General features: G+C 73.9%; 9 protein-coding genes. 5 read left to right on the top strand and 4 right to left on the bottom strand.

Annotated elements, in window-relative coordinates; genetic code table 11:
- Positions 1-282: 282 nt before the first annotated feature.
- Positions 283-696 (top strand): tetratricopeptide repeat protein, encoded by a 414-nt coding sequence (locus tag M8I34_RS37285; RefSeq protein WP_244419967.1) that lies wholly within the window; start codon positions 283-285, stop codon positions 694-696.
- Positions 697-792: 96 nt separating this feature from the next.
- On the opposite strand, the gene M8I34_RS37280 is transcribed toward M8I34_RS37285, so the two are convergent.
- A complete protein-coding gene (locus M8I34_RS37280; protein WP_250057355.1) occupies positions 793-1107 on the bottom strand; it encodes a DUF6343 family protein in 315 nt (104 codons plus the stop codon).
- 46 nt (positions 1108-1153) lie between these two features.
- Entirely contained in the window at positions 1154-2734 is a 1581-nt protein-coding gene (locus M8I34_RS37275; RefSeq protein WP_250057353.1) for a UvrD-helicase domain-containing protein, read from the bottom strand.
- A 563-nt stretch (positions 2735-3297) separates the two neighbouring features.
- On the opposite strand from M8I34_RS37275, the gene M8I34_RS37270 reads away from it, so the two are divergent.
- From M8I34_RS37270 to M8I34_RS37260, 3 genes are read left to right on the top strand one after another with little or no spacing between them, the layout of a single operon-like run.
- Positions 3298-6243, top strand: coding sequence for a DEAD/DEAH box helicase (locus M8I34_RS37270; RefSeq protein ID WP_250057351.1), 2946 nt, complete (start codon positions 3298-3300; stop codon positions 6241-6243).
- Positions 6240-7709 (top strand): SWIM zinc finger family protein, encoded by a 1470-nt coding sequence (locus tag M8I34_RS37265; protein WP_250057350.1) that lies wholly within the window; start codon positions 6240-6242, stop codon positions 7707-7709. Before M8I34_RS37270 ends, M8I34_RS37265 begins: the two co-directional genes overlap by 4 nt.
- Positions 7706-9658 (top strand): helicase-associated domain-containing protein, encoded by a 1953-nt coding sequence (locus tag M8I34_RS37260; protein WP_250057348.1) that lies wholly within the window; start codon positions 7706-7708, stop codon positions 9656-9658. The genes M8I34_RS37265 and M8I34_RS37260 overlap by 4 nt, the downstream gene beginning before the upstream one ends.
- Before the next feature lie 78 nt (positions 9659-9736).
- On the opposite strand, the gene M8I34_RS37255 is transcribed toward M8I34_RS37260, so the two are convergent.
- Together M8I34_RS37255 and M8I34_RS37250 are read right to left on the bottom strand one after the other, a co-directional pair.
- On the bottom strand, positions 9737-10813 hold the full coding sequence (locus M8I34_RS37255) for an RNA ligase (ATP) (RefSeq protein ID WP_250057346.1): 1077 nt from the start codon (positions 10811-10813) through the stop codon (positions 9737-9739).
- Between the two features lie 128 nt (positions 10814-10941).
- Positions 10942-12576, bottom strand: coding sequence for an NAD(P)/FAD-dependent oxidoreductase (locus M8I34_RS37250; protein ID WP_250057344.1), 1635 nt, complete (start codon positions 12574-12576; stop codon positions 10942-10944).
- Between the two features lie 774 nt (positions 12577-13350).
- On the opposite strand from M8I34_RS37250, the gene M8I34_RS37245 reads away from it, so the two are divergent.
- On the top strand, positions 13351-14295 hold the full coding sequence (locus M8I34_RS37245) for a zinc-binding dehydrogenase (protein ID WP_250057343.1): 945 nt from the start codon (positions 13351-13353) through the stop codon (positions 14293-14295).
- The last annotated feature ends 124 nt before the right edge of the window (positions 14296-14419 follow it).

Genomic DNA, 14419 nt, shown 5'->3' with positions numbered 1-14419 from the left:
TCGGCTCGGCTCGGCTCGGCCCGGCCCGGCCCGGCCCGGCCCGGCTCGGCCTGTCTCGGCCCGTCCCGCGTCCTGCCTGTTCCTGTGCCCTCCTCCCGCCCAGCTCGTAGTGGCTTTCATGCGGAGGGCACGGAGGAGCACGAAGGTCACGGAGGCCGGTGGAGCCGGTTGAGGCCGTGCCGGCCGGGGAATGCCGCGACCGACGGGATTGTTGTGCCGCAGGCGACGCCGTACGGTCCGTGGTTGACGGATGCCCCCAGCGGCGACGGAGAGGAGCGGGCCGTGCCCGAGAGCAGCCCCGAGACGCATGTCATCGATTTCCGCGCCGCGGAGCAGCTGTTGGCGGCCCGTGACCCTCGCGGTGCGATCCGGCTGCTGGACTCGGTCATCACCGCGCACCCCGAGAACACCGCGGCCCGACTGCTGCGTGCCCGCGCCTTCTTTCTCGCCGCTCAACTACGGCCTGCGGAGCTGGAGTTCCAGATCGTGCTGGAGCGCGAGCCGGACAACGCCTTCGCGCACTTCGCACTCGGCCGCACCCTGGAGCGTGCCGGGCGCTCCGAGGAGGCACTGCGCCATTTCCGACTTGCAGCGGCCCTCGAACCGCGCCCGGAGTTCATCGAAGCGGCACGCTTCGCACCCGGTACGGGCGGCGGGGATCGCGACCCCGGCAGTCCGGACGGCGATCCGGAGTAGCTGCGCCGACCGTGCCGGTCGGAGTGTCGGCCTCCCTGCCGCCGGAGGCGATGCGCGCAGCGTCGCGCTACAGCATCTACCGTCTCGCTACAGCTTCTACGGTCTGGTGTTCCGTCGCCGGCCCGTGCCGTTCCGTATGCCGAACGAGTCGTTCCGGCCGCGGTCCGGGGCGTAGGGCGGTATGTCCTTGCCCGGCTGGTAGTGCGGTCCCTGGCGGATATGGCGGATCACCATCGCCAGGTCCGTCGCCGCCACCATCGCCAGTGCGGCACACGCTGCCGCCCATTCCGGTCGCCCGGCATTGGCGAAGGCCACGGCTCCGGCGATCGCCCACAGCAACCCCCACAGCGCCAGCCCGCGGCGGATTTTCAACGGGCTGCGTGCCTGAAGTGGCTCATTTCCCGTACGCATCGGCACCCATCTCCCACCTCCAGGATCCTCCCGATCGGCGCGCCAGTCATCTGTCCCTGACACCTCTTTTCGTGGTGGATGCCGTTCTTTCCGGTGCGTGCTCCACGGGATTCCTCTCGGTGGAGGGCGGGTCGGGGTGCGGGTCGGCCAGTGGGTCGCCGGCGGGGTGGCTGTTGATCCAGGACAGCCCGCCGATATCGAGCAGCGACCGGGCGCGGGTCACGGCGACATAGGCCAAGCGCGCCTCGTCGATGTCGATCGGGCCGGGCAGCGGGGCTCCGTCCTCCCCGGCCTCGTCGAGATCATCGGGCCCCGTGAAATCGTCCGCGATACGCACGCTCGCCCACTCCCGTCCCTTGGCCCGATGGACCGTGGACACCGTCACGTCGGCGGAGTCCTCGGGCGACAGCTGATCCAGGGCGCGCAGTAGCGCCTCCGTGCCGTGCTCGTCGACGACCTCCACCAGGGGCAGCAGGTCCCGTCCGGCCGGATCGCACTCCGCGTACTCGCGCAGTTCGCCCCAGGTCTCGAAGAGCATCAGCTCGGGGTGGCCGGTGCGGCGCCCGGCCTCGAGGTCGTGTGCGGCGCGGGCGAGAGCGCTGAGTGCCTCGCCGCCGCCCGCGAGGGCAACCCGGCGGTCCGCCTCCAGTTGTCGTATCACCTCCACCATCGCTCCCACATTTGTCCGGCACAGGATCGCCTCCGGCGCGCGGACGGCACGTAACTCCGTGTGAAGAAGAGGCGAACCTGTGAGCCGGATCGGGGCACCGACGATCGTGAGCCAGCGATTGGCCTCGGCCGCAAGCGCAGGACCGAAGCGGAACGAGCGGGAGAGGCTGAGCTGTCTGCCGTCGAATCCGGTCATCACGTCGCGCGCGCCGCGCCAGCCGTAGATGGCCTGGGCGGAGTCTCCGACCAGCACCAGTTGGGCGTGGTCGCGTTGTGCGGTGAAGACCTGCTCGACCACGGGGTTGGTGTCCTGTGCCTCGTCCAGGAGCAGGAAGTCCGCCGGGATGACGGGCTCACGCAGTGCCCACATCTTGAGGTAGTGGTCGTGCTCGAAGCGGACGACGCCGCGGTCCGGATGTTGCAGGTCGGCCCAGGCCTTGCGCGCGTAGGGCAGGACCAGCTCGGTGAGTTGTGCGTGCAGCGGCTCGGATTCGGCGCCGCGCAGGGGCGGGACGTGGTGCGGCCCGATGTCTCTGTCCGCCGACTGGCAGAAGCGGGTGACCGTCCGCAGGACTGTGTACGAGAGTGCCTTGTGGGTGACCTTGCGGGCGCCGGCCCGCATGGTCATGTCCTCGTCGATGCCCAGAGCCGCGCCCGTGCGCCATCCCGCTTGCCGAGGGGCGTTCATCCGCGCCTGGTAGCGCCTGCCCACGGCGGTGTAGGCAAGGGCATGGGCGGTCCCGCAGGCCACCTCGGCGGGGAACGTCCGTGCGGCATGGCGCGCGACCGCTCTGTTGAAGGCGATATAGCGGCCTGACCGGCCCTGGCGCCGCGCGGTGCGGGCGAGCATCGCGAGGGTCGTCGTCTTGCCGGTCCCGGCGCCGGCCTGGATCACCAGATGCGAGCCGGTCGGAAATGCCTCCGCCGCGGCGGATTGTTCGGGTGTGGGGAGATGCATGAGCGCTCCTCAGCGAGGCCGGTCGATTACTTAGAGTGATGACGTCACTCACCGTAGCGGATTTCGGGCTGAGGGCAAGAGGGAAATGTGCGGCCTGTGGATAACTCCGGACGGTGCGTGGAAGGCCTGGTCAGGGCGCATTGTCAGTGCCGTCTGCTTCTATCGGTCTTGCGTGGCCGGAGGCCGCGCGGCGGAGCCGGGGTCGGCGGGCAGCGCGTCGCCTCCTGCGTCCTGCGGTGGGAGGGGCGTGCGCGGGCCGAGGGATGGTTCGGTCCACGCGTACGCGTCCCGTAGTGCGTCGCCCGGCGCCGGAGGGAGGTGCGGAGGCCGGGGGCGGAGGCGGAAGGCGCTGCGGATACGTCCGTAGACTCGCAGGTCGGGGGCGTAGGAAGCGGGGGTCGGGCGGGGCTCGGCGGCCGTTGCGGCCGCGGCAGGCATCGCGAGCGCTCCGGGCGTTGCGGCCGGGGCGGGACGGCCAAGCCGTAACGACCGAGAATGAACGACCGAGAATTCTTGACCAAGATCGACGACAGAGAATTGACGAGCAAGAAGTAAGGGATGGCATGACGAGGCGGTGGGAGGCGGCGGCAGGGGAGTCCCGGCCGTGGGGCGACCCGCCCACGCCCACGGCCGGGTCCGGTGGTGTGGGGAAGGACGGTGCAAGCGGCGCTGGCCTGGGGCGATGTGCCGCGGTTTTCCTGCCCGCGCAGCCGCCGCGCGCCGGGAGGATCGCCTTGTGGCGGCCCGATGGCGGTGCGCTCCCGGACGTCGAAACCGGGGGGAAGGACGATGCGGCGCCGGGCATCGACGGGGTGGCCGAGCAGGGTCAGCTGACGGTCGCCCGCCGTCATGGAAACGGCGCCCGCAGCCGTACGGTCCCCGCGCTGCTGCTGCCGCTGGCCGAGGCCGTCCCGCTGCTGGTCCGTGCCCGGCACGATCCGGCCGCCCACCCGGCCGCCGCCTGCTGGGGCGCGGCCACCCTGCATGCGCTGCATCTCGCCGCGCGCGGCAGACTGCTCCCCGGGCTGACCACCGAGGACACCGACGCCTGGCGCGCCGGCCCGCTCGACCCCGACGACATCGCGCACCTGCGGGCCATCGCCGCCGCCATGCCCGCCGACGCCCATGCGGTGCCGATTCCCGGCAGCCGCCCGCTCCAGGTGCACGACCCCGCGGCCCTGGTGCGGCTCTACGTGGATGCGGTCGCCGATACGCTGCCGCGCACGCCCGCCGCGGCGCTGGTGACCGGTGCCCCGTTCGCCGCGAGTGCGCCCCAACACCTCCCCGGCGCCCGGGAATGGGCCGCCGAGGTCGCAGCCGGCGTCGACGCGGGAGTACGGCTCTCCCTGCGTCTCGATCTCGCCCCGCACAAGCTCTTCGACAGGGGCGAGGAGAGCGGGACGGGTGGTACCGAGGAGCGCAGTGCGGCGGCTGCGGTCCTCCAGGTGCACAGCCTCACCGACCCCACCCTGGTCGCCGACGCCCGCGGACTGTGGGAGGGCGAAGGCCCCGACCACTTCGGCCCGCGCTCCCGTATCGACACCCTCCTCGCCCTGCGCCGCGCCGCCCGCGTCTGGGCGCCCCTCACCCGCCTCCTGGAGCAGCCGGTCCCCGACGTACTGGCGCTCAGCGAGGACGAGTTGTACGAGCTGCTGGGGGAGGCGGCGCCACGCCTGGGCGCCGCGGGAGTGACCGTCCACTGGCCCAGGGAACTGACCCGAGGTCTGACCGCGGCGGCGGTGCTGCGCCCGGCACCGGGCTCGGCAGCGGACGGCTTCGGCTTCTTCGACACCCGTGAACTGCTGGATTTCCGCTGGCAGGTGGCCATGGACGGAGTGCCGCTGAGCGAGGCGGAGATGGACGCCCTCGCCGAGGCGCACCGGCCCGTCGTCCGGCTGCGCGACCAGTGGGTCCTGGTCGACCCCGGGCTCGTCCGCAAGGCCAGGAAGCGCGAACTGGGCTACCTGGAGCCGGCCGATGCCCTCGCCGCGACGCTCAACGGCACCACGGAGGTGGACGGCGAGGAGGTCGAGGTGGTGCCCCTGGGGGCTCTCGCCGCGCTGCGCGGCCGCCTCACCACCGAGGCGCGCCCCCTGCCCCAGCCGCCCGGACTGCGGGCCACCCTCCGTGACTACCAACTACGGGGCATGGCCTGGCTCGACACCATGACCTCCCTGGGCCTCGGCGGCTGCCTCGCCGACGACATGGGCCTGGGCAAGACCATCACCGTCATCGCGCTGCATCTGCACCGTCAGCCCGTGGAACCGGTGCTCGTGGTCTGCCCGGCGTCCCTCCTCGGCAACTGGCAGCGCGAGATCGAGCGCTTCGCCCCCGGTACGCCCGTACGCCGCTTCCACGGCGCCGGCCGCAGCCTCGACGGCCTGGAGGGCGGCTTCGTGCTGACGACGTACGGGACAATGCGCAGCAGCGCCGCCCAACTGGCCGGACGGGCCTGGGCCTGGATCGTCGCCGATGAGGCCCAGCACGTGAAGAACCCGCGCTCCTCGACGGCCAAGGCGCTGCGCAGCATCGAGGCCCCCGCCCGGATCGCCCTGACCGGCACGCCCGTGGAGAACAACCTCTCCGAATTGTGGGCGCTCCTCGACTGGACGACCCCCGGGCTCCTCGGCTCCCTCAAAACGTTCCGTGCGCTGCACGCCCGTGAGGTCGAAGGCGGCGAGGACCCGCGGGCGGCCGAGCGGCTGGCCAGGCTGGTGCGCCCGTTCATCCTGCGCCGGAAGAAGTCCGACCCCGGGATCGCCCCCGAACTCCCGCCCAAGACCGAGACGGACCACCCGGTGGCGCTCGGGCGCGAACAGGCCGCGCTGTATCAGGCCGTCGTCCGCGAGACCCTCTCCCGGATCGAGACCTCCGAGGGCATCGCGCGCCGCGGCCTGGTCATGAAACTGCTCACCGCCCTCAAGCAGATCTGCAACCACCCCGCGCAGTACCTCAAGGAGGCCGCCCCCGGCCTCGCCGCCCGCTCCGGGAAGCTCGAACTCCTCGACGAACTCCTGGACACCATCCTCGCCGAGGGCGGCGCCACCTTGATCTTCACCCAGTACGTGGGCATGGCACGGCTGCTCGAAGGCCATCTGACCCACCGGGGCATCCCGGTACAGCTCCTGCACGGCGGTACCCCCGTCGCCGAACGGGAGCGGATGGTCGACCGCTTCCAGTCGGGCCACACCCCGGTCTTCCTGCTGTCCCTGAAGGCGGCGGGCACCGGCCTGAACCTGACCCGCGCGGGCCATGTGATCCACTACGACCGCTGGTGGAATCCGGCGGTGGAGGAGCAGGCCACCGACCGTGCGTACCGCATCGGCCAGACCCAGCCCGTCCAGGTCCACCGGCTGATCGCCGAGGGCACGGTCGAGGACAACATCGCCCAACTCCTCAGCGCCAAAAGGATGCTCGCCGACGCGGTGCTCTCCGGTGGCGAGACCGCGCTCACCGAGCTGTCCGATGCCGAACTGGCCGACCTCGTCTCCCTCAGGAGGCCCGGATGACCCCTCGCCCCGCCTCCGGGCGCGCCGCCGCCGCGGACCGGCTGGCCCGCGCGGACCGCTCGCGCACCTTCCCGCCCCTGCCGGCCCGGCCCGGCGCCCGCGGGCTGTTCGCCGAATCCTGGTGGGGCAGCGCCTGGCTGGACGCCCTGGAGTCCACGGCCCTCGACAGTGCCCGGCTCGCCCGCGGCCGGACCTACGCCCGCGACGGCCATGTCGACACCATCAACGTCACCCCGGGCCGCATCGTCGCCACCGTACGCGGCAGCAGGCCCCGCCCCTACAGCGCGGAAATCCGCCTCAGGACCCTCACCGACCAGGAGTGGGACGGCCTCCTGGACTCCATCGCCGCGGACCCCGGCCGGCTCACCGCCCTGCTGGCCAAGAAGCTGCCCCAGGCCCTGGCCGAGGGCGAGGTGCGCCTCCTCCCGGGGCCGGGCGACCTCGTCCCCCGGTGTTCCTGCCCCGACCACGGCAGGCCCTGCAAACACGCTGCCGCCCTCTGCTTCCAGGTGGCCCGCCTCCTGGACGCGGACCCGTTCGTCCTGCTGCTGATGCGCGGCCGCGGCGAACGCGAACTCCTCGACGAGCTTTCCCGCCGCAACACCGCCCACACCGCCCGCGAAACCCACGCCCACACCCATACCCACGCCCCCGCGTCCGCCCGGCCGCCCCGGCACCGTCGCGACCCCGAGGCCGGGGGAGAGACCCGCGACGCCGTTACCGCGCCAAGCGCCCCGGCGACGCCCGGCGTTGACCCAGGGGAGCCCGAGGCGCCGGGCGCCCCGCCGGTGGGCGGTGTGATGGCCAAGGCGGTGCTCGCCGACCGCCCCCGCCCGCCGCTCCCGCCCCCGCTGCCGGCCCCGGCCCGGCCCGGCCGCCCGCCGGCCCTGCCGGACGGTGACGCCCTCCCCTTCGACCCGGCCGCCCTCGAATTCCTGGCAGCCGATGCCGCGGCCCGCGCCCACGCCTGCGTCTCCGCCGCCGCATCCCCGGGTCACGGCGGAGGGCACCCGCCCGTCCACAGCCCGTTCCCCGCGCTGCCCCCGTGGGAGGACGCCATCCGCCTGGCCGCGACCGCCCACCCCACCGCCGGTCTGACCTCCGCCACCCGGGCCCTCTACCGTGACCTCGCCGCGGCGACCGGCCGTACGACCACGGACGTGGCCCGCTCCGTCGCCGCCTGGCGGCAGGGCGGCCCCGAGGGCCTCGCCCTCCTCGACACCCCCTGGGACCCGCCGGCCGGCGACTTCGACCGGGCCCGCAGCGCCCTCCTCGCCGCGGACCTCCCGGCCCTGCGCCCGCGCCACAACCACCTCACCGACGCGGACCGCGGCATCCAGCTCCGCTTCGGCCACGACAACCGCTGGTACCCGTACGAATCCGAGCCCGGCACCGAGGACTGGTGGCCCACCGGCCCCGCCGACCCCGACCCCGTAGGCGCCCTCAGCGCCCTGCTCGCGCGATGACTAACCTCAACGCCGTGGAAGGTCTCGACGCACTCACCCGGTCCCTCGCCCGGCGCACCCCCGAGCAGCTCGCCGCGCTCCTCACCCGTCATGCCGAGCCGCTCGCCCGCCGCCCCGCCCCCACCGAACTACGCGGCCTGGCACAGGCGTTGTGGTCCTATGAAACCCTCCACCAACTGGTGCTGCATCTCGACCACCCGCAGATCCAGGTGCTCGCCGCCACCGCCCGCATCAGCCAGGAGCGTGCCGGGCGGGACGCCCCCGGCCCCGCCGCCCCCGCCCCGGGCGCCGACTACCAGTCGCTGATGGCGCACCGGCTGTCCTTCGCGCATCTGGCCACCGAACCCGTCGAGCCCGAGGACGTCTTCGCCGCCCTCGGAGCCGCCTCGCCCGGACCCGCGCGCACCGCCGCGGAAGCCGCACTGCACCACCTCTACGACGACGGCCTCGCCGCGCCGGCCGAGGACGGCACGGTCGTCGTACCGCCGCGCGCCCCGCAACTCCTGGCCGCCCACGACCTCGGCCCGTTCCTCGCGGACGCCCCCCGGCCCGTCCCGGACGACACCACCACCCCCGCGACGCCCGCCGCCACCATCCCTCCGACGACCTCGCCGCACGACGAATCGCGGGCCGCCGCGGCCACCCTCGCCGCCACCGTCGACCGTCTGCTGGCCGCCCTGGCGACGCAGCCCGCCGCGCTGCGCAAGTCGGGCGGGCTGGCCGTACGGGAGATCAAACGGCTGGCCAAGGCGGCTGGCGCCACCGAACCGCACACCCGCCTCCTCCTCGACCTCACGCTCGCCGCCGACCTGATCGCGCTCACCCGCAGCCCGTCCGGCATCACCGCGCTGCCCACCGGCGCCTACGACGACTGGCTCGGCCGCCCGCCCGGCGCCCGCCTCGCCCCCCTCCTGGCCGCCTGGTCAGGGCTGTGGGACATCCCCACCCACACCCCGTTCGGCGAGACCCCGACCGCCCTGGTCCGCGGACACGACCGGCACGCACCCGCCCTCCGGCACGCCCTCCTCGCCGCCCTGGACACCGTCCCCCTCGGCGCGGGAGCACCCCTCCCGCCGCTGCCGTTCACGGAACCACCGGAGCCGGAGGCGGGCATGCGCACCCCGTGGAAGGACCTCCTCCGGGCAGCGGACTGGCACCGGCCCCTCGCCGTCACCCGCCAGCCGATGGCCGGGGAGCGCGCCGCCCACACCCTCCACGAAGCCACCTGCCTGGGGCTGGCCGCCCACGGCACCCTCACCCCCCTCGGCCGGGCGCTGCTCGCCGACCCGCGCTCCCTCGACGAGCCGCTCGCCGATCTGCTCCCGCCGCTCCTCGAACAGGCCCACTTCCAGGCCGATCTGACCGCCGTCGTGCCCGGCCGCCCCGCCGCCGCGCTCGACGCACTGCTCGCCTCCGCGGCCGACCGCGAATCCGAGGGCCACGCCGTGACCTGGCGCTTCACCCACCGCTCCGTACGCCGCGCGCTGGACGCCGGGCACCGCGCCGAGACCCTCCGGGAGGACCTCACCCGCGCCTCGGCGACCGGCACCCTGCCCCAGCCGCTCGGCTACCTCCTCCAGGATGCCGCCCGCTCCCACGGCCGGATGCGCGTCCTGCCCGCCGCCTGCTGTATCCGCTCCGACGACGAAGCCCTGGTCGAAGAGCTTGCCGCGCACCGTGCACTGCGCGACCTCGGGCTGCGCGCCATCGCCCCGACCGTCCTGGTCAGCGGCCGCCCACCGGCCGCCACCCTGGACGCGCTGCGCGCCGCGGGCTACGCACCGGCCCTGGAATCCGACACCGGCACCACGACCGTCGAACGCCTCCCCGCGCACCGCGCCAAGGCACCCGCCGCCACCCGCAACCCTCACGCACCACTGGCCCTCGCCCACCGCCTCCTGGGGCACCCGACGGAACCCCAGGAGGCCATCGCGGCAGGCGAGAGATGACCCGGTGGCCGACCGCACTGCACACGGCACAGGGCATCGCACTACGGGCCGCACCACGGGCCGCGGTGCGGGGGCGGGCTACTCGTACTCCGTGCCGCCCTTGCGCGTCAGATACGCGCCGCTGACCACCTTCGCGATCGCCCGCCCGCCCAATTCCGCGCTGTAGCGGTCCTGGAGCGGACGGACGACCACCCCCTCCCGGAGGTGGACCGCACGTCCCGACAGGGACTCGCGGCCCTCGGCCAGCTCCATCACCAGCCGCGCGTCATACGGGCCGCTGTACAGCGTCGGCACCACCGGAAGCCTGCCGTCCAGCACCGTCGTCAGCTCCTGCGGATCCAGCCACCGCAGCAGTCCGCCGATGTCCACGGCGATATCGAACACCGCGTACGCCGGCTCGCCGCGCCGGCTGTCCGCGCCGTAGCCGAGATCCTGGACGCCGTCGCCGTACACCTCGCCGTACACGCCGACCCGCGACGCCCCCAGCTCCCCGGCGATCTCCGCCGCGACCCGCGGTACGTCATGACCGCGCACCGCCCGCCAGTACAGATTCTTCGGATCCTCGACCAGCGCGAGCCGCTGTGCACCGAGCCCCTTGGACGTCACCTGGACGTGCTCGTCCCGGACGCCGAAGGTCAGACAGCACGCGGTGCCGTGCACCTTCTCCGTGACCGCCACCGGCTCGCCCTCGGAGAACGCCGCCGGATACCGCTTCAGGTTCTCGATATCGATCCACGGCAGAAGACCGGGCGCCGCCTCGACCTCCCCGCTCATCGAAACCGGCACCGGCGGCACCCACTTCACGACCCCCAGCTCCGCCGCGAGGTCGGCACCGTCCGCGTGCGCCCGCACCAGATCCGCGCCGTTCAGCGCCTTCGGACGGCAGACGATGCCCTGCGACAGCTCGCCACGCAGCCGGATCGCCTTGACACGGTTGGCCGCGGACCCGGCCAGCTTGCCCGACAGCCCCAGCTCGGCCACCAACTCCTCGGGGAGGACGGCCTGTTCGGGTAGGTACACGGCGAGGTCGCCGGTGCGGTAGACGCCCTTGGCGACCACCGCGCGATACAGACCCACCTGCGCGAGTTCCAGCGCATCGGCATGCGGATGCTCATGAACCGTCAGTTCCTCGACCGTGACGCGCAGCGTCGACATCCCGTTCCCCGTTCCACACCAGCAGTCGGGCGCCGCCGACGCGGCCGCCCCGCCACCACTGTGCGCGAGGCCGGGCCGCCGGGCGACCGGTTTTCACCCGGGACGGGGCCGGGCCGGCGGGCGGGACCTCAGTCGTCGGCCGGTTTCCGCCGGCCGGCCCCGCCGATGCGGCGCAGTGCCGTCGGGCCGAAGCCGAGCGGGCGCGGGAGGCGCCTGGGGGCGGGTTCGGAGGCGGGGTGCGGGGACGGAGGTGAGGGGTGTCCCGGAACGGGCGGCGCGGCCGAGAGAGCGGCGGCAGGTGTCGCCGGGAGGGCGGCGGCACCGGTCGCTGCCGGGGGGCGCGGGCTTGCGGCCGACGACGTGCCGGTCGTGGCCGGCACAGGGGCCGGGGCCGCCTCCGGCGCGGCCGGTCCGCCCGGTGTGCCACTCGCCGCCGGGCGGATCCGTGCCGTACCCCGGAGCAGGCCGAGCGCCGCGGCGATCCGCGGGGCCGGGGCTTTCGGAGCGGAGGGCGTCACCACGTCGAGGTAGGCGCGGCTGACGACGGGCCGGCCCGCGGTGGGGGAGTGGAGGCCCGTGCCGGCGGCCAGCGACCACGGTTCCTGCACGAGGCGCCCGATGGCCTGCTGCACCTTGCGGGCGAGTGCCGGATCGTCCATCCCGTGCCGCCGCAGCGCCCCGCGCAGCGTGGCGGCACCATGGGCGGCGAGGGACAGGCCCTGACCGCAGTCGGGGGCGAGCGAGGCGACGGCACCGCCGAGGACCACGAATCCCGTCGGCCAGGACGGCAGTTGCTCATAGCGCCGACGCCTGCTGGTCGTGTCGCGGGACAGCCGTACCTCACTCAGCGGCTCGGCGTCGGTGATGAGGTCGCCGATGACGGCGCTGCCCGTGCGACGGGCGAACGGCACGAACCGGCCCGCGTGTTCGGAGGGCCGGTCGTCCCCGGCGCCGGTGAGCGTGACCAGCCAGCGTCCGCCCTCGATCGGGACCAGCGTCGCCGTCTTCCCGGGAACCGGGCGCCGCGACGCGAAGGGGCCGGGAACCGGGCCGGTGAACGCCGAACGGGTGGTGAGCACCGGGACCTCCATGCCGACCGGGGCACGGAAGATACGGGTCGCCGAGACGATCCCGGAGTCCGAGACGTCTTCGCGCGCGGTGGGCAGTCCCAGTGCGGCCAGCCGGTCCTGGGTGGCGGAGTGCCGCCCGGTGGCGTCGATGACGAGGTCGGCGTCCAGGAGGTAGGTCGCGCCGGTGGTGGTGTCGCGGACACGCACCCCGGTGATGTGTTCCGCGGTGCCGGTCAGCTCGGCCGCTTCGGTGCCGTCGAGGACGCTCACCCCGGGGAGGGCCGGTACCTGCCGGCGGATGACCCGGTCGAGCAGATCGCGGGAGCAGGCGATCAGACACTCCCTGCGGGCCCGTCGCCCCGACCAGCCCTTCGAGCGGCGGCCGGTGAGCTCCGCCGGTCGCGGCACCCGGCGGGCGCCCTCGGCCAGCCAGCTGTCGACGCTCCCGGGCAACAGGGCGTCGACCAGCCGGGCGCCGTCCGCCGTCAGCAGATGGGCATGCCGCGCCTGCGGGAGGTCGGTGGGGAGGGCGGGGGTCCGCGGCAGCCGTTCCCGCTCCACGACGATGACGTCGGCGTGTTCGGACAGTGTCGCGGCGGCGAGCATGCCCGTGAAGCCGCCGCCGAGCACCACGGCGAGGTAGGGATGGGTGAACTGGAGCCCGTCGCTGCTCGTCGTGCTCGACCCGGTCATGGGCAGTCCCTCTCTCGGCGGCGGAGCACGGATCCCCGGCGGGCGCGGGACACGTCCAGAAAGGGCGGTGCCGCATACGGTCGGGAACGCCGGCGTGCGGCGGCGATGACGGCGCCGGTGGCGGCCGTGAGCGAAGCCGTCACCGAGGCCGTGAACGAAGCCCTGAACGAAGCCCTGAACGAAGCCGTCAACGAGGACGGCAGGGACGCGGTAGCGGTCCGCAGCATGCGCAGAGGTGCCGGTGGAAGCGGTTGTGCGCGTTGTGGGTCCCGGCAGGCCGACGCGAACGCCGGCCTGCCGCCCCCCGATTTCCCCATCATGATTCCCCCTCAGGCCGTGCCCGCCCCGCCCTGCGCACCGCCACGTCCTCCTCCGCCACCCGCCCGTATCACCGGGTGGGGCGGGCGAGCGCAGCTGCCTCGCACAAAGCGCGCTGCCCCGGGGGACGCAGCCGTCGCATCTGGTCGACGGCGGACACAGTTCGGGATCGTAGGCGGCGGCGATCACATCCGACAGCCGGGTTTGAGCGAGAGACGCATGGCAGCCACCCCGGCGATACCGCTGGGTAGATCTGCTGCAAAACGGCGTAAGCGGTGGAAAACGCTGCGGAGCTTTCTCGCGACGCGAGAAAGCAGCCCGGAAATTCTCGTGACGAGAGGGGCGGCGGGCGGTGAAGCGCCGCAGGGTTGGCGCGAAATAGCCGGGCAACCGCGGGCAGATGACCGACGTGCCTACCCTGTGCGGGCACCGCACCGGAGAACCTGAGGGAGAGTCGTGCGCGCGATTGTGATGCGAGAATTCGGCGGCCCGGACGTGCTGCGGCTCGAGGACGTCCCCGAGCCCGCGCCCCGCGGCGGCCACGCGCTGGTCGAGGTGGCCCTGGCCGGTATCAACTACGCGGACGTGCACGCACGGGGGGACTCCTACCTCGCGCCCGTCGAGCTGCCGTACATACCCGGGAACGAGGTCGTGGGAACGGTGGACGGCGGACGGCGCGTCGTCGGGCTGTGCCGCGGAGGGGGATACGCGGAGCGGACGCTGCTGCACCGCCGCGTCACCTGGGACGTCCCCGACACCATCAGCGACGAACAGGCCGTCGCGCTCGCGCTCCAGGGCAACAGCGCCTGGCATCTGCTGTTCACCTCGCTGCGCCTCACCGCGGGGGAGACCGTCGTCGTGCCGGCCGCGGCGGGGGGCGTCGGTTCGCTCGCCGTCCAGCTCGCCGCGCGCGCCGGAGCCAAGGTCATCGGCCTCGCGGGCTCCCCGGAAAAGCGCAAGCTGGCCGAGGAGTTCGGCGCCCACGCGGTGATCGACTCGACCGCCGGGGATCTGACCGAGCGCATCCTGGAAGCGGCCGGCGGCCCGGTCGGGGCGGCGCTGGAGATGACCGGTGGTGTCACCTTCGAGCAGACCCTCGCCGCCGTCGCGCCGCGCGGCCGGCTCGCCGTCTACGGGTACGCCGGGGGCGAGCTGGCGAGCGTGCCGACCCGGACGCTGATGGAGCGGAGCATCACCGTCTCGGGCTTCTGGCTGCCGCAGCTCTACGCGGACCGTACGGCGCTGCCGACGTCGATGCGGGCGCTGTTCGACGCGGTCGCCGACGGCACCCTCAAGCCGCTGACCGGCGCGGTTCATCCGCTCGGCGAGGCGGCACGGGCACACCACGACCTGGCCGCACGCACCCAGGCCGGGAAACTGGCCCTCGACGCCGCCCGATAATTCCGGTAGCCCGGGAAGCCGGACGGGCACCACGGCTGCGGGAGCACACCCCGCCGGCCGCCGGGAACCGCGGGCGGCGGGAGTGCCGGCTCGCAGCGCAACTGCCGTGCGCCTTCGGGCGCGG

The organism is Streptomyces sp. MCA2 (assembly GCF_023544705.1).
In the GTDB taxonomy this organism is placed as follows: Bacteria; Actinomycetota; Actinomycetes; order Streptomycetales; family Streptomycetaceae; genus Streptomyces; species Streptomyces decoyicus.
The sequence above is the reverse complement of the archived record's forward strand: the minus strand, read 5'-3'. Positions and strand labels throughout refer to the sequence as shown.